Genomic DNA, 20138 nt, shown 5'->3' on the forward strand with positions numbered 1-20138 from the left:
ATCAATTACTATATCTTCTTATTTTTCAGACGATCTTTAAACACTTTTTCAAATTTTTCCACTTTGGGGCGAACAACCATTTGACAATAGGGTTTGTTAGCATTGTTGGCATAGTAATTTTGATGGTACTCCTCTGCCGCCCAGAATTTTTTGAGGGGTTCTAATGAGGTTACAATCTTCGAAGGATATACGTTTTTAAAGTTCAATTCGTCAATTAATGCTTGCGCTTCCTTTTTTTCATCCTCATTTTTATAAAAAATTACAGAACGGTATTGGGTACCTACATCACCTCCTTGTCGGTTGAGTGTCGTGGGGTCATGTACCGTGAAGAACACTTGATAGATTTCATCCAAACTTGTAACATTAGGATTGTAGGTGATTTCAACTACTTCTGCAGCTCCCGTTCGGCCGGTACAAACTTCTTCATAACTCGGATTCTCTACAGTGCCTCCTGCATAGCCTGAAACCACTTTTTCAACCCCATTCAAATTTTGGTACACGGCTTCCACACACCAAAAACAACCACCTCCTAAGACTACCGTTTTCAATTGTGCTGCTTTTTCAGCCGAATCAGGAACAAAATCAAGCGAAACGGCATTCATACAATAGCGTTTTCCCGTGGGTTCAGGTCCGTCGTCAAACAAATGGCCTAAGTGGCTGTCACAACGGCTGCATAAGGCCTCCACCCGCTGCATACCATACGAATTATCGGGTCGGAACCAAATGCTTTTAGGATTGTCTTGTTCAAAGAAACTAGGCCACCCGCAACTGCTGACAAATTTTTGCTGGGAGCGAAATAGTTTGTTGCCACAAGCTGCACAATAATAGGTGCCTTTGGTTTCACTCTTCCACATCGAACCCGTAAAGGCACGCTCGGTATCGGCATGACGGGCTACTTCGTAAAGGTCGGGGGGAAGCACTTTTTTCCATTCGGCATCAGATAAAACAAGTTTGCTCGTATCCGTGTTAGAGTAATACGGATTTTCGGGTTTTTGAATTGTATTTTCCATCGTCGTTTTTTTTGTTTTTTGGGATTGTTGTGGCTGGTTTTGGCCACATGCTGTTGTGGACAATAAGCTTAAACTGAGTAATAAACTATATATTTTTTTCATATTTTCAATGCTTTTCAATACAAAGGTATCAAGCAAATACGTTTCAATTCGTAATTTAGTTTACAAAGGGCGATGCTTTAAGGAAAGTTTAACGCTTGTTTGTAAAGCTTCGACAAAATTACCCGAGAATTGTTGTACTTTTGACCCTAGACATCCCGCTATGAAAGAAGAACAAGTCATTTTAGTCAACGCCAACGATGAGCCTATTGGTTTGATGAACAAGTTGGAAGCCCACGAAAAAGCCGTGTTACACCGTGCCTTTTCTGTTTTTGTATTAAACGATAAAAATGAAGTGATGTTGCAACAACGAGCCCATCATAAGTATCATTCTCCTTTACTTTGGACCAATACTTGTTGCAGTCATCAACGGGCGGGTGAAACGAATATTCAAGCGGGTAAAAGACGTTTGGAGGAGGAAATGGGTTTTGTAACCGAATTGAAAGAATTGTTCCATTTTATTTACAAAGCGCCTTTCGATAATGGGTTGACTGAACACGAATTGGACCATGTGATGATTGGGTATTATAATGGTGAACCGGCCATCAATCCTGAAGAAGTAGAGCGTTGGAAATGGATGGATATCGAGGCCATCCGTGAAGACATGAAAAACCAACCTGAGATTTATACCGTATGGTTTAAAATCATATTTGACGAATTTTATCATTACCTCGAAGACCATAAATTATAATCATGCGCGTTACTGTATCCCGAAAAGCCCATTTCAACGCTGCGCATCGTTTGTATCGAAAAGATTGGACGATGGAGCAAAACCAAGCGGTATTTGGCAAATGCAATAATCCCAATTTTCACGGCCACAATTACGAACTTATTGTTTCTGTAACTGGAGAAATCGACCCAGAAACGGGGTATGTGATCGATGTAAAGATTATTTCCGACTTGGTGAAAACCCTTGTCGAGGATGCATTCGACCACAAAAACCTTAATTTGGATGTACCCGAATTTCAAGAGTTGAATCCGACTGCTGAAAATATTGCCGTCGTGATTTGGCAGAAACTACGTCCTCATATCGGTTTGGATAAAGATTTAGAAGTGGTGTTGTATGAAACGCCACGTAACTTTGTGACCTTTAAAGGGAATTAATCATGGCATTACGAAAGGGTTCACTTGTTCCTCATTTTACAGCAATAGACAGCCAAGGAGAGCAATTCGATAGCGCTTTGGTTTTCGGAAAACAATGGGTAGTCCTCTTTTTTTATCCCAAAGACGATACCCCGGGATGTACCACACAAGCCTGTGCTTTTCGCGATCGCTACCAAGATTTTACCGATTTAGGTGCGGTGGTGATAGGCGTCAGTTCCGATGGCGTAGCTTCTCATGTGCGTTTTCAAAGCAAATACAAACTTCCGTTTACCTTATTGGCCGATACCCAAAAGAAAATACGAACCTTATTTGGTGTTCCCAAAGATTTAATGGGCTTGGTCGACGGTCGTGCGACCTATGTTATCGGTCTCGATCAGAAGATACACTATATCTTTGACTCGATAAGTGGAAGTGGTCACATGGAGCGGGCCTTAGCTTTTCTGAAGAGCAAGGTTTAACCCCTATTATTTTAGTTTATACAACTATCTCCTTATTTTTGTATTATTGACACAAACATTATGCATTGGTATCCTTTAGTTTTCAAACCCATCATCAAAGAACGAATTTGGGGCGGGACAAAATTGCGCGACGTTTTACGCAAACCTATTGTTTCTGAGATTTCAGGAGAGAGTTGGGAACTTTCAACGGTTCCAGGCGATGTGAGTGTAATCGCCAATGGAGCGCTGGAAGGCACCGATTTAAACACGGTTGTTTCCCTCAATCCTGAGGCGGTTTTGGGGAAGAAAGTAGTAGCACAATTCGGCAATCAATTTCCTTTATTGTTCAAATTCTTGGATGCTCATGAGGACTTATCGATTCAAGTCCATCCTAATGACGCTCTGGCCAAGGAACGCCACAATTCGTTTGGGAAAACGGAAATGTGGTATGTGATGCAAGCCGATCCTGGCGCACAATTGATCGTAGGATTCAAAGAAGATTCCAATGCTGAAGCCTATCAAACTGCCTTGTCACAACATCAAGTAGTGGATTTGTTGGCGAAACATTCGGTGCAAAAAGGGGATGTTTTTTTTCTAGAAACAGGGACGGTGCATGCCATTGGCGCAGGAACATTGATTGCCGAAATTCAGCAAACTTCCGATATCACCTACCGTATTTATGATTTTGATCGTAAGGATGTTCAAGGGAATCGTCGCGAACTGCATACCGATTTAGCGCTTGAGGCAATAAATTATCGGCGAACCAACAGTAAAATTACATATTCTAGAAATAGCAACGAATCTAACGTAATGGTGGATTGTCCCTATTTTACAACTTCCTTTATTCCGTTGACCGATACAGTAAGTCTACACAGCACACACGATTCCTTTACCGTTCTGATGGTCATGGAAGGCGATGGCATCCTTTTGTATGGAGATGAAAAAATGCCAATAACCAAAGGAGTAACGATTTTATTACCCGCTGCTTTAGGGCCAGTACAACTGAAGGGCATTGCCGAGTTATTAGAAATCACAATTTCCTAACTGCATTCCGAAGATAATCCTTACCTTTGCCCAAATTTAAAATACCAAGCATTATGGCCAGTGTAAGAAACTTAAAAAAAGACATTAACTACGTATTGGGCGATATCATTGAAGCCGTTTATTTGTTGGAAATGACCACCGCAGGTAAACCTACTGAACCCACCCAAGCCATTATCACGGAAGCTTTAGTAGCTTTTGATGATTTGATGACAAAAGTGAATGCCAAAAACGTTGAAAATAGAAAAGCGCATTTTAAGCAAATCAATACAGAATTGGAAGCGACTGCGAATCAATTGGTTGATAAAATCAACGCTTTGTAAGACTGATTTTTTTCCAAAAAGTGACGGAAATATTTTGGAGAATTCAAATTCAAATTTATATTTGCATCACAATACACCGCCGGTGTAGCTCAGCTGGCTAGAGCAGCTGATTTGTAATCAGCAGGTCGTGGGTTCGAGTCCCTCCATCGGCTCAGTTTTAAGGAACACCTTTGTGTTCCTTTTTTTATTCGTGCTAGGGACGAGAAATTTACCCCGAGTAACCTAGTGGATTCGGGGAGTCCCTCCATCGGCTCTTAGAAGGAACACCTCTGTGTTCCTTTTTTTATATGGTGTAATAAGAGAAATACTGTGGAGTTTCTTTACAGTTTCATTATCCTATCAACAACAAAGGCTCCTGTTGAGGAGCCTTTATCATATTCTATTCTTTACTTCACATTATTTTCGAGCGATTACCTTTTCACAAGCGGCCACAATCGAAGTGCTATTTAAGCCATATTTCTCCATCAATTGTTCGGGTGTACCGCTTTCTCCAAACGAATCTTTTACAGCGACAAACTCTTGCGGAGCAGGGTGGTTTACCACCAAGGTTCGTGCCACACTCTCGCCCAAGCCCCCCAAGAAGTTGTGTTCCTCAGCCGTTACAACGCAACCTGTTTTGGCCACCGACTTTAAAATCGCTTCTTCATCCAACGGTTTGATCGTGTGAATGTTGATCACTTCTGCTGAAATTCCTTTGGCTTCCAAAGCTTCTGCTGCCACTAAAGCTTCCCAAACCAAATGCCCCGTGGCAATAATGGTTACATCGGTACCTTCATTCAACAGAATTGCTTTTCCAATAACGAAAGGTTCGTCAGCAGGAGTGAAGTTAGGAACTACAGGACGGCCAAAGCGCAAATAAGCTGGGCCATGATGTTCGGCCAAGGCCAGCGTCGCCGCTTTGGTTTGGTTATAATCACAGGTATTGATAACGGTCATTCCGGGGAGCATTTTCATCAAACCGATATCTTCCAGAATTTGGTGCGTGGCGCCATCTTCCCCTAAGGTCAAACCTGCATGCGAAGCACAAATCTTGACATTTTTATCGGAGTAGGCTACCGATTGACGAATTTGGTCATAGACACGACCGGTTGAGAAATTGGCAAAGGTTCCCGTAAACGGAATTTTCCCACCAATAGTCAAACCCGCGGCAATACCAATCATGTTGGCCTCAGCAATTCCCACTTGGAAAAAGCGTTCGGGGTGGTTTTTTTTGAAGTCATCAAACTTTAACGAGCCAATTAAATCGGCACATAAAGCGACTACATTTTCATTTTTCTGACCCAATTCGGTCATCCCTGCGCCAAATCCGGAGCGGGTATCTTTACTTCCTGTATTTTCGTATTTTTTCATGATGTGTTGCCTATTAATAGTCTCCTAAGGTTGCTGGATTTTGCGCCAAACCACTTTCCAGTTGCGCATCGTTGGGCGCTTTTCCATGCCAAGCGTGGGTATGCATCATAAAGTCGACGCCATTCCCCATTTCAGTGTAGAGTAAAACAGCTACCGGTTTCCCTTTTCCTGTTTTCGCTTTGGCTTCGTTCATCCCGGCTAAAATCGCTTCGATGTTGTTTCCTTCTTTGATTTCCAAAACCTCCCAATCAAAGGCTTCAAATTTGGCCCGTAAATTTCCCAACGACAACACATCGTGGGTTGAACCGTCAATTTGTTGCCCGTTGTAATCCACCGTTGCAATCAGGTTGTCCACTTTCTTGGCCGAAGCATACATGATCGCTTCCCAATTTTGCCCTTCTTGTAATTCACCGTCACCTGTTAGAATGTAAACGAGTTTGTCGTCGTGGTTTAATTTCTTGGCCTCGGCGGCTCCAATGGCAACCGAAAGTCCCTGACCCAATGATCCTGAAGCCATTCGGATACCAGGAAGTCCTTCGTGGGTAGTAGGGTGGCCTTGTAGACGAGAGTTTAATTTTCGGAAGGTGGCCAATTCTTCTACAGGAAAATACCCGCTTCGTGCGAGTACACTGTAAAATACAGGAGAAATATGCCCGTTGGAAAGGAAGAAAATATCCTCCCCAATACCATTCATATCAAATCCTTCTTTGCGCTCCATCACCTCTTGAAAAAGGCACACTAAAAACTCAGCACAACCCAAAGAACCTCCTGGGTGACCTGAATTTACAGCATGTACCATTCGAAGGATGTCGCGGCGTACTTGTGTTGTTAAATCGTGTAGTTGTTGCATGTTAGACATTGTTGTGGTATTAAAATGTGGCACAAAAGTACACCGATTCTGTGGGTTACACAAATTGAAGAGGGATGTTTCTTCTATGGAAGTCAAATCACATATCAAGCAATGTAATTTAAGGATTAATGCCCAAATTTTAGTCCATACATTTAAGCGTAATTGCTTCAAAGGTTATTGGTTTTCGTACCAATTCTAAACCATAAAAGGCCAATGATTTTTTTAGGGCATCCATTGAAGAGTAATCAAGTATGAAATCATAAGTACTATTTAAACGTGGATCAGCATAAAACCGCTCACCCATTCGTTCCCATAAATCGTTGGTAACCGTTGTTATTTTGGTTTGAGAAAAAATTAACAGCGATTCCGTATTTCCAGAATGATTCTCCTCGGGATTAGTATTGATAATGAGTTTAGAGGTATCTTTTATATGAATGTAATACCCATCAAGTGTCTTAGATTCATGTACTAGGGTTATCCCAAGCGATTTTTGAATCAAATCTGTCAAATGTGCCACACTTTTTTCTTTGTCCGTATGATTTTTGAATTTGTAATACAATGAAAAATAGTTTGCAGTTGGGTTGCAATCATCATAAATTTCAGCCAAAGGTTTTTCAAAGAGTACTCCAAAAATCTCCGCCAAACTATGGTTCGTACAGTAGTAGACTCCTTTATTTAATCCGTTGAGTACGCTTTTGTTGTGACGTACATACGAACTATTTGAATTTTGTGGAAGTAATGCAAATAGCGATTTGGTATTGGTATCGGTTAGGCGCTCAAACCAGACATTTGATCGCTCCATTTCTTCTATAAACTTTTTTTGTTCTTCCAGAGCTTCAGGGGAAGGGGTAAATGGTTTCTCTTCAATTGATTTCCCTAGTAAAAGTTGTTCTAAAATAGTTTCAGTCAAAGCCTCTGGAGCACCAATCCAAAGAATAGTGGAGTCAGGGTGAATAACAACGGTTTGTGGTATAAGCATCATTCCCTCTTGTTCAATACCCAATTGTTGGTGTGTTTTTTTGCTTTGGTCTGAGACAACAACGGTTTTAAAATCAATTCGTTTAGTTGTATGTAGCGCTTTCACCGGTGTTTCATAGGTCATTGATAGAAACATGACCTCTTTGTTTTTTTGAAATTTTTCCTGTAACGCATTCATGTGCGGCACAGCTGCCAAACAAGGCGCACACCAAGTTGCCCAAAACTCGATAACCAAATATTTTCCCTTTAACGATTTGTTCTTAGGGGTGTTGAGAATGTAATCTGTGACTGTTGGAGTGGGGGTTTTTTGTCCAATTTTTTCGAATACTTGCGCTACACTTGTGATATGAACTAAACAAAATAGGAAGAAGAGCAATTTTTTATGCATAGATTTCGTTTTTTGGATAACTTCAATTCACACAATTTAGTATAACAGGTTCTATTTTTTTGCCACTAGGGTGAATTTTTATCTTCGCTAAGGAAATCTTAATCCCTCCAGCCCTTTCCCAAAAAAAAGTATCTTTGTCGGCTGAAATACCTTTCAATGAAATTTGAGTTACTGCATACCGATCCACAATCCCAAGCCCGTGCGGGTAAAATTACCACAGACCATGGCGTCATTGAAACCCCTATTTTTATGCCTGTAGGCACCGTAGCTTCGGTAAAAGGGGTGCATCAACGCGAACTCAGGGACGATATTAATCCCGATATTATTTTAGGAAATACGTACCATTTATACTTGCGTCCCCAGTTGGATATTTTAGAAAAAGCTGGAGGCTTGCACAAGTTCATGAATTGGGATCGAAATATTTTGACCGATAGTGGTGGGTACCAAGTGTATTCCCTCTCTGCCAATCGTAAAATCAAAGAAGAAGGGGTGAAATTTAAATCGCATATCGATGGTTCCTACCATTTTTTCTCTCCCGAAAATGTCATGGAAATTCAACGTACCATCGGCGCCGATATTATCATGGCTTTTGACGAATGTACGCCTTATCCGTGTGATTACCGCTATGCCAAACGGAGTATGCACATGACCCACCGTTGGTTGGATCGCTGTGTGGCGCATTTGAAAACGCTTCCCCCAAAATATGGGTATGAACAAACCTTATTTCCTATTGTTCAAGGCAGTACGTACAAAGATTTACGTCAAATGTCGGCCGAATACATTGCCAATGTAGGCGCAGAAGGAAATGCTATTGGAGGATTGTCCGTAGGCGAACCGGCTGAAGAAATGTATGCCATGACCGAAGTGGTGACGGCTGTACTTCCGAAAGACAAACCCCGTTATTTAATGGGGGTGGGTACGCCTATTAATATTTTGGAAAATATTGCCTTGGGAATTGATATGTTTGACTGTGTGATGCCTACACGCAATGCCCGTAACGGAATGTTGTTTACGGCCCACGGGGTAATCAATATTAAAAATAAAAAGTGGGAAGACGATTTTTCTCCTATTGACGAAATGGGAATTACCTTTGTCGATACCGAATACTCCAAAGCCTACCTTCGTCACTTGTTTGCCGCCAATGAATACTTGGGCAAACAAATTGCCACAATTCACAATTTAGGATTCTACCTTTGGTTGGTTCGTGAAGCCCGAAAACACATCATTGCTGGGGATTTCAGGGAATGGAAAAATAAAATGGTACAACAAATGAGTCAACGTTTGTAATGAAAATTATTGATCGCTACATCTTAAAACGGTACTTGGTGACTTTTGCCACCATGCTGTTGCTATTCATTCCCATTGGGATAACCATTGACGTAGCCGAAAAAGTCAACAAAATGATTGAAAATCGCGTTCCTTTTCCTGCGATTGCTCAGTACTATGTCGATTTTACCATTTATTTTGCCAATTTATTGTTTCCAATATTTCTCTTTTTATCCATCATTTGGTTTACCTCCAAATTAGCCAACAACACTGAAGTTATTGCCATCTTGAGTTCGGGCATTTCCTTTACTCGTTTTTTACGCCCCTATTTGATAGGGGCAGCCATGGTATCGGTTTTTGCATTGCTCATGGGATTCTTTTTGGTGCCCAAGGCTAGTGAGGGGTTCAAAACCTTTCGATTCATGTATTTGATTGGAAATGGTCAAAATGAGATGCGGGACAATTCGGATGTGTACCGACAAATCAGCGATAACGAATATATTTATGTGAGTTCGTACAATCCCGATAGCAAACTAGGGTTTAAGTTTTCCATGGAACGGTTTAAAGGCGATTCCTTAGTCTACAAAATTACCGCCGATCGGATCAAATTCAATGAGAACGACAGCACCTATTCGCTATTTGAATATAAAAAACGAAAAGTAGGTGCCCTCAATGATGTGCTCGAAATTGGCACGCGCAAAGACACCGTACTTCAATTTGATGTTGATGAATTGACCCCAACGGTTTATGTTGCAGAGACCTTAAATTACTTTGATTTAGTAAAGTTTATCGAGAAAGAGAAAAAGCGAGGCTCCGCCAATATGAATACCTATTTGGTAGTGTTGTACAAAAAATACAGTGTACCGGTTTCCGCTTTCATTTTAACGGTGATTGCCGTGGCCGTCTCTTCCATGAAACGGCGTGGCGGTATGGGAATCAATTTGGTGATTGGAATTGTCATTGCTTTTGCTTTTGTCTTTATGGACAAGGTTTTTGGAGTTTTGGCCGAGAAATCCAGTGCCCCTCCCATGCTTTTGGTTTGGTTACCCAATATGATTTTTGGTATTTTAGCTCTTTACTTATTGCGCAATGCCAAACGATAAATTTAGAAGTCTCCTACTACTGCACCTCATTGTATTCATCTGGGGATTTACGGCCATAATTGGGAAGCTCATTACGTTGGATGCGTTGGCTCTGGTATGGTTTCGCATGTTGTTTGCCGTTTTTTTTATTGGGGCTTATGTAGTGTATCAAAAAATCTCGTGGCGGCATTCCCGCTCTATGATTCCCATTTTTCTTGGCGCTGGAGTGGTGATTGCGTTGCATTGGTTTACGTTTTTTAAAGCGATTAAAGTCTCAAATGTTTCGGTAACCCTAGCGTGTTTGTCAACAGGTGCTTTTTTTACCTCTTTGTTGGAACCCCTTTTCACCCCAAAAAAGATGGTGCGTTATGAGCTTTTCTTTGGATTGTTGGTCATCGGAGGATTGGCCTTGATTTTTAAAGTAGAAACTCATTTTATAACGGGTATCGTTTTGGCCTTACTCTCTGCCTTTTTGTCGGCTTTATTTGCGGTACTAAATTCCCGTTGGGTCGCCCGTCATGAACCCGTAGTCATTACCCTGTTTGAATTGTTGGGAGGCGTATTGTTTTTTTCCATTTTATTGGGAATATCAGGCAGTTTTACCGCTACTTTTTTCCAGTTATCATGGAGCGATTTAGGCTATTTACTGTTGCTCAGTTCCGTATGTACCGCTTTTGCTATGATTGCTTCTACCGCTTTACTTCGGGTGTTGGATGCTTACACGGTGATGCTTACCATCAACTTAGAACCCGTTTACGGCATTATCTTAGCCATGCTTCTTTTTGAAGAAACTGAAACTATGAGTGGCACCTTTTATTTGGGCGCGGTAATTATTTTGGTCACGGTTATCGCCAATGGGATTCTGAAATCGCGCACAACTTCCTAGCGTATTGTTTACAATTAATCCCTTTTTTTTATTTCCTCAAAAAAAGGAAACCCCTATCTTTGTATTTCGAACTTTTACTAAACCCTATATTGTATGGAGTATTTAGATTTTGAGCTTCCCATTAAAGAATTGGAAGACCAATTAGAAAAATGTGAGCTTATTGGTCAGGAGTCCAATGTGGATGTTACGAATACCTGCAAACAAATCGAAAAGAAATTAGAAGAAACCAAAAAGAAAATATATAAGAATCTAACCGCTTGGCAACGCGTGCAACTTTCGCGTCATCCCAACCGTCCATATACGTTAGAATACATCACTACGCTCACCGACGGCACGTTCTTAGAACTCTTTGGCGACCGTAATTTTAAAGATGATAAAGCCATGATAGGCGGCTTAGGGAAAATAGGCGGACAGTCTTTTATGCTCATCGGTCAACAAAAAGGGATTAATACCAAAATGCGTCAATACCGCAATTTCGGGATGGCCAATCCTGAAGGGTATCGCAAAGCACTACGTTTGATGAAAATGGCTGAGAAGTTCGGTATTCCTGTAATCACCTTTATTGATACCCCTGGGGCGTATCCGGGGATGGAAGCAGAAGAACGTGGACAAGGGGAGGCTATTGCCCGAAATATCTTTGAAATGTCACGCTTACAAGTGCCTATCATTTGCGTCATCATTGGCGAAGGCGCTTCTGGAGGGGCCTTAGGAATTGGTGTAGGAGACCGCGTATTCATGTTGGAAAATACATGGTATTCCGTAATTTCTCCCGAATCCTGTTCGTCCATTTTGTGGAAAAGTTGGGATTATAAAGAGAAAGCTGCGGAGGCGTTGAAACTGACATCGACCGACATGAAAAAACAAAAGTTGGTCGACGATGTTATTCCCGAACCACTCGGTGGAGCCCACTACGACAAAGCAACGACATTTGCAACAGTGAAGGAATATATTTTAAATGCCTTCCAAGAACTCAAAGAATTATCAACATCCGAGCTTGTAGCCAATAGAATGGACAAGTACAGCAAGATGGGCGAGTTTAAAGAGTAAAAAAGAAGGATACAATACCCTTAATCCGAAGCCCGTGGTTTCGGATTTTTTTTGTGTTGTTAACAAAATATTAGGAGTTATAAACAAGGTGGTGGTAATAAATCCTCCTCCGGTTTTTAGTAGAATTGGTTACATTCGCTTTATGGAAAATTTACGCAATATTAACCCCGTAAAGGTGGATAAAACAACCTTAATTACGTTAGAAAAAGGGAAACTTCCGCCGCAAGCATTGGACTTGGAAGAGGCGGTTTTAGGGGCGATGATGATTGATAAAAAAGGAGTCGATGAGGTCATTGATATCCTGCAGCCCGATGCTTTTTACAAAGAAGCACATAAATTCATTTTTGAAGCTATTTTCCAACTCTTTACCGATTCCCAACCCATAGACTTATTAACCGTTTCGGCTCAACTAAAGAAAAACGGGAAGTTGGAAATGGCAGGCGGTGATTTTTACCTTATTCAGCTTACGCAAAAGATTTCTTCTTCGGCGCATATTGAGTTCCACTCACGCATCATTCTCCAGAAATATATTCAACGTTCGCTCATCAAAATCTCTTCCGATATTATTGAAGAAGCCTACGAAGACGCAACGGACGTTTTCGATTTGCTTGATATGGCCGAGTCCAAATTGTATGAAGTTACCCAAGGCAATATCAAGCGCAGCTCCGAAACAGCGCAAAGTTTGGTGATGCAAGCCAAAAAACGCATCGAAGAAATTTCCAATAAAGAAGGATTGAGCGGCGTCCCTACCGGATTCCACAAACTCGATCAAGTTACCTCCGGTTGGCAACCCTCCGATTTGATTATTATCGCAGCACGTCCTGGGATGGGAAAAACAGCTTTTGTATTGTCGATGGCCCGAAACATTGCTATCGATTCCCAAAGTCCAGTAGCTGTATTTTCGCTCGAAATGTCCTCCGTTCAGTTGATTACCCGTTTGATTTCCTCCGAAACCGGTTTGTCTTCCGAGAAATTACGTACAGGGAAATTAGAAAAACACGAGTGGGAGCAGTTGAGTGTCAAAGTGCGCGATTTGGAAAAAGCACCGCTCTATATTGACGACACCCCATCGTTGTCGATTTTTGATTTGCGCGCCAAAGCGCGACGGTTGGCCTCACAACACGGCATTAAACTTATCATTATCGATTACTTACAATTAATGACTGCGGGGGGTGCAGGCAAAGGCGGTGGAAATCGCGAACAAGAAATTTCTACCATTTCACGAAATTTAAAAGCCTTGGCCAAAGAATTGGATGTTCCCGTAATTGCACTATCACAATTATCCCGTGCCGTTGAAACGCGGGGTTCAAGCAAGCGGCCCTTGCTTTCGGACCTACGTGAATCGGGAGCTATTGAGCAAGATGCCGATATCGTATCGTTTATTTATCGACCTGAATATTATAAAATTGAAGAATGGGATGATGATGAACAATCCCCCACACAAGGACAAGCGGAATTTATCATTGCAAAACACCGTAACGGTTCGTTGGAAAATATTCGCTTGAAATTTATAGGAAACCTCGGTAAATTTGATAACCTTGATGATTTTGCCAGTGGTTTTAGTGATTTACCGTCCAAAATGAATGCCGATGATAATCCGTTTTTCACCAAAAATCTGCCTTCACCCAACGACGCCTTCGGTGGACCGCCACCTTCGCTCGAGGACGATAGTGATGTTCCTTTTTAAAAATTAGCGAAAACAGGTAGAAATACCTGTTTTTTTTGCCCAAAAAGTTATATTTATGTCATCAAACTAAAAACCCTAAAACATATGAAAGCTGAACCCGTAAATGTCATTCCTTTGACACAAGCACAAACCTGGGCCAAACGTTGGCAAGAAGCCAGCTCTGTAGATATCAAAGCGTTTTTGATTCCCGAAATTGACGTTACGCAAGTGCTCAACGAACCCAATGTTGAAAATCTTCGCGCTTATTTGGGTATTGATGACACCGGCAATCCCAAGCTGATGATTGTTGGGGTTGATAAAAATGGGGTCGATTTAATCAATTACGATCAAGGATTGTACGTTTATGATATGACCTCACCCTGTCCCAAAAACTGCGATTATACCAGTCCGTTAATGGGGTAATGAATGCTCATTTTTATTAAACAACTTTATTATTTAATCCAAATCGGAGTCATTTTGGTGTTGTGGGTTCGTTTTTTTAAAACATCCCGCGCACTACAATGGCTCACGATTTATGCGACAACAATGGGGGTGATTGAAACGTTAAACAAAGCACTTTCTTCCCTTGGGATTCACAACCTGTTTTTGTCGCATTTTTATTTTATATTCCAATTTTTACTGCTTTCAGGATTTTATTTTACAGTACTTGATAAGGCCAAAAATAGGCGCTGGATTCAAATTATGGTTCCCGTGATCCTACTCGTAAATGGGGTGCCTTATCTCGTAAACCCTCAACTATTTCACGATTTTAATCCCGTTGAAATTTACTTGTTATCGATGCCTATTGTCATTTATGCTACATGGCATCTGTACCAAATGTTGGATGGGGATAAAACTTTTTACTATTTTACTTTAGGCGTTGTTTTGTATGTTATGGGGAGTGCGGCCTTATTTTTAGCCCATTTTTTAATGGTGAAAATAGCGTACGATTTTCCTTTTTGGCTCATTTCGGGATTCAATCTCTTTTTATACACCGTTTTTCAAATGCTCATGGCCTATCAAGTGTATCAACTTTTTAAATTAAATTATGGAACTAACGTGGAGTGAATCAACCGTTGTGCAAACCATTGTGTGGACATTTCTCGCGTTTTTGTCCATGGCGATAGTACTTATCTTGTTTTTTTATTTTTCCCGAAAAAAAATCGTGGCCAAAGAAATTGAAAAACGGGAATTAGAAGTCAATCATCAAAAAGCCTTGTTGCAGGCGGTACTATTTACCCAAGAGGAAGAGCGAAAACGAATTGCGCAAGACCTACACGATGACATTAGTTCCAAGCTCAACGTGGTTACCCTGCATACCCATTTACTCAAAACACCCAATTTAGAGGAAAATGAACGGTTTGAAATCATGGAAAATATCGAAAAGCTTACCAGCAAAGCATTAGAAAGTGCACGACGTATCGCCCACGATTTGTTGCCTCCAGTGTTGGAAAAATTTGGACTACAAGCGGGCGTTGACGAATTGGTCTTGGAATACAATACCACACAAAAAGTAAGTGTTTCTCGCACAGGCGAAGGCTCCTTTGATAGCTTATCTTCCGAAAAGCAATTGCCTGTTTTTCGTATTCTACAAGAGTTGTTGCACAATTCCGTTCGCCATGGAAAAGCGTCCGAAGTACTTATCCATGTTGAAATGCTTGCGACGCATTGGCGGTTGGATTACCGTGACAATGGGTGCGGATTTGAGGTCAATGATCCCAAAGTACGCAAAGGAATTGGCTTGCGCAATATTGAAAGTCGCGTGGGGCTCCTTCATGGAGCGCTTACCTTGAAGGCACAACCCGGTCAAGGAGTACATTATCAAATTACGTTTCCAAATGAAAAATAAAATAAAAATTCTACTCGCGGATGACGAGGAGTTGTTCCGAAAAGGCTTGTATTTTTTACTGCAACGCGAGTCCGACATGGAGGTAATTTTTGAAGCGTCCAACGGGCAACAAGTACTGGATTTTCTAGAAAATACCGATACCTATCCCGATATCATTTTAATGGATTTAAAAATGCCAGACGTTAATGGAGTCGAAGCTACGCGGATGGTTCACAAAGCCTTTCCGGTTATAAAAACCATTGCATTAACGAGTTACCATACCCGTGCCTTCATTGCCAATATGTTGCATGTGGGCGCCTCTGCTTATTTGGTCAAAAATGCTTCCCCCGCTCTAATGGTCGAAACCCTACGACAAGTTTATGAAAAAGGATTTTACTACACGCCCGAAGTCCTCGAAGTTATTCAACAAGATATCGTTACGCAAACGCCCCGATTGCGATTTGCCACCGATGATTTAACCAACCGCGAACGGGAAGTTTTGCAATTGCTTTGTCAACAATTCAACACCCAAGAAATTGCGGATAAACTGTTTATCAGTCCCCGTACCGTCGAAGGACACCGCAATAATCTGCTGCTGAAAACCGAATCACGCAACATAGCAGGCTTGGTCGTTTATGCCATTCAAAACAAAATTGTCACACTCGAGGGGTTGTAAAAAAAACACCGACTACTAGGAATCGGTGTTGCATAGTATCGGTTTTGGCGTACAACATTACTTGAGAATGGGCGATAGGAGCGTTAACTCAGTAAAAAATTAACCGATAAAATTAAATAGACCAATAGTAAGATGAGTATGCAGCTCAAACCTAGTTTGGTGCCTACGCTCATATTTTTCATGGCGTTTTTCATTACAAATGCGGTTGGGTTGTTAGTCATGATTCAAAATTACAATTCGTGTTTTTATTACCTATACGTATTTTTACGTGTTTTGTATGTTTCTAGAATTAACAAATCTTTGTTGCTTAAATAGCAGAGAAAACTGTAAATTCGAAACAAATTTAGAAGTACTGCTATGAAAAATTGGGGCTCAATTTGTGTAGGGTTGTTTTTACTTTGTTTAGGGCAGGTTTACGCCAATTTTATTCTTTTACCCATGGACGATGTGTCGCAAAAAAACCATCTCAAAGCCTATGGGATTACGTATTGGGTACTGTCCAAAGACTATAAAGCTAGCTGGCTCCTTAACTATCGTGGGGGCTCTTTTCTACTTCCCGATGCGCCCGAAATTCGCAAAGAATGTCAGATTCGCGGGGTGAGCTTTGAAATCCTCTCCGACGGCGAAGCCAATCAAATTCTGGAAGAAATTTCGAGTCCCTCCCAAAACATGGAAACGGTTGTTTTGGAAAAAGCACCCAAAATAGCAGTCTACACCCCCAAAGGCAAACAACCCTGGGACGATGCCGTAACCATGGTGCTCACGTATGCCGAAATTCCTTTTACACCCATTTATGACGAAGAAGTGCTCACGGATCAATTGCTTTTTTACGATTGGTTGCACTTACACCATGAGGATTTCTCGGGCCAATACGGTAAATTCTATGGCGCTTACCGCAATGCTCCCTGGTATATCGAACAAAAGCGCGAGGCTGAAGTACTTGCTGCCAAATTGGGATTCACCAAAGTTTCTGAAGCGAAATTGGCCGTTGCCAAAAAAATACGCGATTTCGTTATCGGCGGTGGTTTCATGTTTGCCATGTGCTCAGCTACAGACAGTTTTGATATTGCTCTGGCAGCCGAAGGCGTTGATATTTGTGAACCCATGTTTGATGGCGATGACAGCGATCCCAACTACCAAGCACGTATCGATTATACGCGCACTTTTGCGTTCAAAGATTTTATCCTCGAACGCCGCCCTGAACGCTACGAGTTCTCCGATATCGATATGACCGAAAAACGACGCGTACCTTTTGAAAAAGACTATTTTACCTTGATGGAATACTCTGCCAAATGGGACGTGATTCCGAGCATGTTATGCCAAAACCATACCCAACTGGTCAAAGGATTTATGGGTCAAACGACCGCATTCGACCGCACGAATATCAAATCCAATGTCCTGGTCTTGGGCGAATGCCAAATAAATGAAGAAGCCCGCTACATACACGGCCAAAAGGGGAAAGGCTTTTTCACGTTTTTCGGGGGGCACGATCCCGAAGATTACCGCCATCAAGTGGGCGACGAACCTACCGTATTGGACCTGCATCCCACCTCACCCGGATTTCGTTTGATTCTCAACAACGTTCTATTTCCCGCCGCCAAGAAGAAAAAGCAAAAAACATAGCAGAAACGCACAATGGCGTACGGTTTTACCGTAAGTTTTCACGGTTGATTTTTAGGAGCACCTGTATCGTTTTCAAAAGTACCCTCCTCCCGTTTTCGCCCGTCGCTTTTCCGCTGCGCTACAAGAGCTCCAACAAGGGCTCTACCGGGGCTAGTAAGGGCATGCTGTTTTTCAAAGGCATAAAAAAACCCAAATTCCGTTGGAAATACAATGTGGAATCTGGGTTTTTATTATTGGAATTTCCAATTTTATAATTGGAATTTGAAATTTTACTATTTGTTATTTTCAAGAATATAATGCAGCACTTTGGTCATCAAATGCACTCGATCTTTCCCCGTTACATTGTGTTTGTGCATCGGGTAGGGGAAGTAGTCGGCTTGTTTGCCCGCTTCAATCAATTTTTTAACCAAAGCCAAATTATGTTGCTCCACCACCACATCATCCGAAGTGCCGTGAATCAGCAATAACTTTCCGGTCAAATTTTTAGCGTATTGACTCACATTGGCCGTTGTGTAGCCCTCAGGATTTTCCTCGGGCGTGTCCATATAGCGTTCCCCATACATCACTTCATACCATTTCCAATCAATCACAGGGCCGCCGGCAACCCCTACTTTAAAAACATTGGGGTGACGCAACAATAACGAGGTTGTCATAAAACCGCCATAACTCCACCCATGTACCGCCAATCGATTGGCATCCACATACGGTAAGGTCTTTAAGTATTCAACCCCCTTCAATTGATCGGCCATTTCATGATTCCCCAAATTGCGGTGAATGACACTTTCAAACGCAAAGCCCCGATTGTCCGAGCCGCGGTTGTCTACCGTAAATACCAAATACCCTTGTTCAGCCATCCAATACATCCATAAATTGGCTCCTAATAGGTAGGAGTTGGTAATCATTTGTGCATGCGGTCCCCCGTACACGTAAACCAACACGGGATATTTTTTGGAAGGATCAAAATTACTCGGCTTGATCAACCGTGTAAATAAATCAGTAGTACCATCGGCAGCTTTTATCGTATTGATTTCGGCACTGCCTATTGCATACCCCTCATATTTGTTGCTGCTGGTCATTAACACCGTTGCCTTTCCTTTGGCATTCCAAAGTACCGATTGGGAAGGCGTTGTTGCATTGGAATATTCGTCAAACAACCACTGTCCATCGGGCGATAAAATACCGTTGTGAACCCCAAGGGTAGTAGATACTAAGGTTTGCTTTCCTTTTACAGTTACCTTATACAAGAGCATATTGGTGCCCTGTTCGCCTGTCGCTTTAAAGTACACCACGGTGCCAGCAGAATTCGCTCCGATGATTTCGCGGGTAGGAAATTTGTTTTGCGTTAATTGTTGTATCAATTTCCCGTTTATATCGTAATAATACAAGTTTTGAAATCCATCACGTTCGCTAAACCAAATGAAATTAGTTGATTGCGCCGAAGGGAAAAAAGCCTCATGCTCGGGTTCCACCCAACGCTCATGGGTTTCCTGAATCAACGTGCGCACAAAAGAGCCCGTAGCGGCTTCATAGAGGTTCAAATGCATCGAATTTTGCCCGCGGTTTAATTCGGCAATTAAAACATATTTTTCATCCGGTGTCCATGAAAGATTGGTCATGTAATCATTCAATCCCCCACTTTTTGGACGAATAAAAACGGTTTTACCCGAAGCCAAATGATAAATTCCTACGCGCACTTGCTCTGACGCTTGTCCCGCCATCGGATACTTGATAGGCATTAATTTTCCTGGCGTTTGGGTCATGTCCAATAACGAATAGTCTGCCACTTGGGTTTCGTCTTTTTGGTAAAAGGCAAGGAAAGTGCTTTTGGGTGACCAAAAAATTCCTCCACTTATCCCAAACTCATTCCGCGAAATGGATTGTCCCGACACCATGCCTACCGACGACTCTTGGGTTACGGCAATTTCTTGTGAACCTGTTTGCAAATAAAGATTGTTGCCTTTGGTGTAGGCTATTTTTTGTTTTGCCGCATCTGGAGTTGTGTTTTCGGCTTCTTCAGGAAGGGAAAAGAGAAGTTTTCCCGATTTTGTCCCGCGATTGTATTGGTAATACTTCCCATTTTCGGTAACCAAAATATGACTATTATCGATCCATTGAAGGCCAAAGAAATTAGTGATTTTAGTTCCTAAAGCGGCATTGAGTTCCGCTAGCGTTATGCCTTCTTTGGCTTCAGTACGCGTTGCTGACGCCTGCATCATTTTTGTCCACGTATTAGTGTAATAAACATAATCCGTTGACCCGGGGATCCATTGAAATCCCGTCATGCGATCGGCCCCAAATTTTCGATTTTGTTGCAAGACGCTCTCTTCCAACGTGATTGTTTTTAATTGGGCCGAACTCCAGCCAAAAACCAAGAGCCATCCCAATACAATTCCAAATTTTTTCTTCATGAGTATAGAGGTTTGTGGGGTAAAAATACGGATTTCATGGGGAACTCCCTACTGCCACTAGGCGCGAATCAGCAAA

Annotated in this window: 20 protein-coding genes and 1 tRNA gene; 16 read left to right on the forward strand and 5 right to left on the reverse strand. The window is 41.8% G+C overall.

What is annotated here, in order from left to right:
* Positions 1 to 8: 8 nt before the first annotated feature.
* Positions 9 to 1010 (reverse strand): bifunctional methionine sulfoxide reductase B/A protein, encoded by a 1002-nt coding sequence (locus O9316_RS02625; protein WP_298203707.1) that lies wholly within the window; start codon positions 1008 to 1010, stop codon positions 9 to 11.
* Positions 1011 to 1272: 262 nt separating this feature from the next.
* Between O9316_RS02625 and idi the strand changes: the two genes are divergently transcribed.
* From idi to O9316_RS02655, 6 genes are all read left to right on the forward strand, one after another.
* The gene (idi, locus tag O9316_RS02630; protein ID WP_298203706.1) at positions 1273 to 1800 is read left to right on the forward strand and encodes an isopentenyl-diphosphate Delta-isomerase; all 528 of its coding nucleotides are present in this window, start codon (positions 1273 to 1275) and stop codon (positions 1798 to 1800) included.
* A gap of 2 nt (positions 1801 to 1802) precedes the next feature.
* Positions 1803 to 2213 (forward strand): 6-carboxytetrahydropterin synthase, encoded by a 411-nt coding sequence (locus O9316_RS02635; RefSeq protein ID WP_298203705.1) that lies wholly within the window; start codon positions 1803 to 1805, stop codon positions 2211 to 2213.
* A 2-nt stretch (positions 2214 to 2215) separates the two neighbouring features.
* Entirely contained in the window at positions 2216 to 2671 is a 456-nt protein-coding gene (locus O9316_RS02640; RefSeq protein WP_298203704.1) for a peroxiredoxin, read from the forward strand.
* Positions 2672 to 2731: 60 nt separating this feature from the next.
* Positions 2732 to 3694, forward strand: coding sequence for a type I phosphomannose isomerase catalytic subunit (locus O9316_RS02645; protein ID WP_298203703.1), 963 nt, complete (start codon positions 2732 to 2734; stop codon positions 3692 to 3694).
* Positions 3695 to 3747: 53 nt separating this feature from the next.
* The gene (locus O9316_RS02650; RefSeq protein ID WP_073363939.1) at positions 3748 to 4014 is read left to right on the forward strand and encodes a hypothetical protein; all 267 of its coding nucleotides are present in this window, start codon (positions 3748 to 3750) and stop codon (positions 4012 to 4014) included.
* 78 nt (positions 4015 to 4092) lie between these two features.
* Positions 4093 to 4166 (forward strand) — tRNA-Thr (locus tag O9316_RS02655).
* Between the two features lie 244 nt (positions 4167 to 4410).
* Here O9316_RS02655 and O9316_RS02660 read toward each other — a convergent pair.
* The 3 genes from O9316_RS02660 to O9316_RS02670 all read right to left on the reverse strand — a co-directional run bounded on the left by O9316_RS02660 (position 4411) and on the right by O9316_RS02670 (position 7580).
* Positions 4411 to 5364 carry a transketolase C-terminal domain-containing protein gene (locus tag O9316_RS02660; RefSeq protein WP_298203702.1) on the reverse strand — a complete coding sequence of 318 codons (954 nt, stop codon included), beginning with the start codon at positions 5362 to 5364 and terminating at the stop codon, positions 4411 to 4413.
* 13 nt (positions 5365 to 5377) lie between these two features.
* Positions 5378 to 6223 (reverse strand): transketolase, encoded by an 846-nt coding sequence (locus O9316_RS02665; protein ID WP_298203701.1) that lies wholly within the window; start codon positions 6221 to 6223, stop codon positions 5378 to 5380.
* Positions 6224 to 6353: 130 nt separating this feature from the next.
* Positions 6354 to 7580: a TlpA disulfide reductase family protein gene (locus O9316_RS02670; RefSeq protein ID WP_298203700.1), complete on the reverse strand. Its 1227-nt coding sequence runs from the start codon at positions 7578 to 7580 to the stop codon at positions 6354 to 6356.
* Positions 7581 to 7736: 156 nt separating this feature from the next.
* On the opposite strand from O9316_RS02670, the gene tgt reads away from it, so the two are divergent.
* The 10 genes from tgt (at position 7737) to O9316_RS02720 (ending at position 17654) form a co-directional block, all read left to right on the forward strand.
* Positions 7737 to 8867 carry a tRNA guanosine(34) transglycosylase Tgt gene (tgt, locus tag O9316_RS02675; protein WP_298203699.1) on the forward strand — a complete coding sequence of 377 codons (1131 nt, stop codon included), beginning with the start codon at positions 7737 to 7739 and terminating at the stop codon, positions 8865 to 8867.
* Positions 8867 to 9949 (forward strand): LptF/LptG family permease, encoded by a 1083-nt coding sequence (locus O9316_RS02680; RefSeq protein ID WP_298203698.1) that lies wholly within the window; start codon positions 8867 to 8869, stop codon positions 9947 to 9949. The genes tgt and O9316_RS02680 overlap by 1 nt, the downstream gene beginning before the upstream one ends.
* Positions 9936 to 10814 carry a DMT family transporter gene (locus O9316_RS02685; protein ID WP_298203697.1) on the forward strand — a complete coding sequence of 293 codons (879 nt, stop codon included), beginning with the start codon at positions 9936 to 9938 and terminating at the stop codon, positions 10812 to 10814. Before O9316_RS02680 ends, O9316_RS02685 begins: the two co-directional genes overlap by 14 nt.
* Before the next feature lie 93 nt (positions 10815 to 10907).
* Positions 10908 to 11861, forward strand: a complete 954-nt coding sequence (locus O9316_RS02690) for an acetyl-CoA carboxylase carboxyltransferase subunit alpha (protein WP_298203696.1) — start codon at positions 10908 to 10910, stop codon at positions 11859 to 11861.
* A 142-nt stretch (positions 11862 to 12003) separates the two neighbouring features.
* A complete protein-coding gene (gene dnaB / locus O9316_RS02695) occupies positions 12004 to 13548 on the forward strand; it encodes a replicative DNA helicase (RefSeq protein WP_298203695.1) in 1545 nt (514 codons plus the stop codon).
* 84 nt (positions 13549 to 13632) lie between these two features.
* The gene (locus O9316_RS02700; protein WP_298203694.1) at positions 13633 to 13950 is read left to right on the forward strand and encodes a hypothetical protein; all 318 of its coding nucleotides are present in this window, start codon (positions 13633 to 13635) and stop codon (positions 13948 to 13950) included.
* 3 nt (positions 13951 to 13953) lie between these two features.
* A complete protein-coding gene (locus O9316_RS02705; protein ID WP_298203693.1) occupies positions 13954 to 14595 on the forward strand; it encodes a hypothetical protein in 642 nt (213 codons plus the stop codon).
* Entirely contained in the window at positions 14576 to 15376 is an 801-nt protein-coding gene (locus tag O9316_RS02710; protein WP_298203692.1) for a sensor histidine kinase, read from the forward strand. Before O9316_RS02705 ends, O9316_RS02710 begins: the two co-directional genes overlap by 20 nt.
* Entirely contained in the window at positions 15366 to 16031 is a 666-nt protein-coding gene (locus tag O9316_RS02715; protein ID WP_298203691.1) for a response regulator transcription factor, read from the forward strand. Before O9316_RS02710 ends, O9316_RS02715 begins: the two co-directional genes overlap by 11 nt.
* Before the next feature lie 357 nt (positions 16032 to 16388).
* Complete coding sequence (locus tag O9316_RS02720; RefSeq protein WP_298346938.1) at positions 16389 to 17654, forward strand: asparagine synthetase B; 1266 nt, start codon at positions 16389 to 16391, stop codon at positions 17652 to 17654.
* 272 nt (positions 17655 to 17926) lie between these two features.
* On the opposite strand, the gene O9316_RS02725 is transcribed toward O9316_RS02720, so the two are convergent.
* Positions 17927 to 20062: a DPP IV N-terminal domain-containing protein gene (locus tag O9316_RS02725; protein WP_298203689.1), complete on the reverse strand. Its 2136-nt coding sequence runs from the start codon at positions 20060 to 20062 to the stop codon at positions 17927 to 17929.
* Positions 20063 to 20138: the final 76 nt, after the last annotated feature.

The organism is Flavobacterium sp., assembly GCF_027533505.1.
Lineage (GTDB): Bacteria > Bacteroidota > Bacteroidia > Flavobacteriales > Flavobacteriaceae > Flavobacterium.

Excerpts from the sequence above, each read along its gene's own strand:
- O9316_RS02625 (WP_298203707.1), bottom strand. The coding sequence starts at position 1,010 with ATGGAAAATACAATTCAAAAACCCGAAAATCCGTATTACTCTAACACG.
- idi (WP_298203706.1), top strand. The coding sequence starts at position 1,273 with ATGAAAGAAGAACAAGTCATTTTAGTCAACGCCAACGATGAGCCTATT.
- O9316_RS02635 (WP_298203705.1), top strand. The coding sequence starts at position 1,803 with ATGCGCGTTACTGTATCCCGAAAAGCCCATTTCAACGCTGCGCATCGT.
- O9316_RS02640 (WP_298203704.1), top strand. The coding sequence starts at position 2,216 with ATGGCATTACGAAAGGGTTCACTTGTTCCTCATTTTACAGCAATAGAC.
- O9316_RS02645 (WP_298203703.1), top strand. The coding sequence starts at position 2,732 with ATGCATTGGTATCCTTTAGTTTTCAAACCCATCATCAAAGAACGAATT.
- O9316_RS02650 (WP_073363939.1), top strand. The coding sequence starts at position 3,748 with ATGGCCAGTGTAAGAAACTTAAAAAAAGACATTAACTACGTATTGGGC.
- O9316_RS02660 (WP_298203702.1), bottom strand. The coding sequence starts at position 5,364 with ATGAAAAAATACGAAAATACAGGAAGTAAAGATACCCGCTCCGGATTT.
- O9316_RS02665 (WP_298203701.1), bottom strand. The coding sequence starts at position 6,223 with ATGTCTAACATGCAACAACTACACGATTTAACAACACAAGTACGCCGC.
- O9316_RS02670 (WP_298203700.1), bottom strand. The coding sequence starts at position 7,580 with ATGCATAAAAAATTGCTCTTCTTCCTATTTTGTTTAGTTCATATCACA.
- tgt (WP_298203699.1), top strand. The coding sequence starts at position 7,737 with ATGAAATTTGAGTTACTGCATACCGATCCACAATCCCAAGCCCGTGCG.
- O9316_RS02680 (WP_298203698.1), top strand. The coding sequence starts at position 8,867 with ATGAAAATTATTGATCGCTACATCTTAAAACGGTACTTGGTGACTTTT.
- O9316_RS02685 (WP_298203697.1), top strand. The coding sequence starts at position 9,936 with ATGCCAAACGATAAATTTAGAAGTCTCCTACTACTGCACCTCATTGTA.
- O9316_RS02690 (WP_298203696.1), top strand. The coding sequence starts at position 10,908 with ATGGAGTATTTAGATTTTGAGCTTCCCATTAAAGAATTGGAAGACCAA.
- dnaB (WP_298203695.1), top strand. The coding sequence starts at position 12,004 with ATGGAAAATTTACGCAATATTAACCCCGTAAAGGTGGATAAAACAACC.
- O9316_RS02700 (WP_298203694.1), top strand. The coding sequence starts at position 13,633 with ATGAAAGCTGAACCCGTAAATGTCATTCCTTTGACACAAGCACAAACC.
- O9316_RS02705 (WP_298203693.1), top strand. The coding sequence starts at position 13,954 with ATGCTCATTTTTATTAAACAACTTTATTATTTAATCCAAATCGGAGTC.
- O9316_RS02710 (WP_298203692.1), top strand. The coding sequence starts at position 14,576 with ATGGAACTAACGTGGAGTGAATCAACCGTTGTGCAAACCATTGTGTGG.
- O9316_RS02715 (WP_298203691.1), top strand. The coding sequence starts at position 15,366 with ATGAAAAATAAAATAAAAATTCTACTCGCGGATGACGAGGAGTTGTTC.
- O9316_RS02720 (WP_298346938.1), top strand. The coding sequence starts at position 16,389 with ATGAAAAATTGGGGCTCAATTTGTGTAGGGTTGTTTTTACTTTGTTTA.
- O9316_RS02725 (WP_298203689.1), bottom strand. The coding sequence starts at position 20,062 with ATGAAGAAAAAATTTGGAATTGTATTGGGATGGCTCTTGGTTTTTGGC.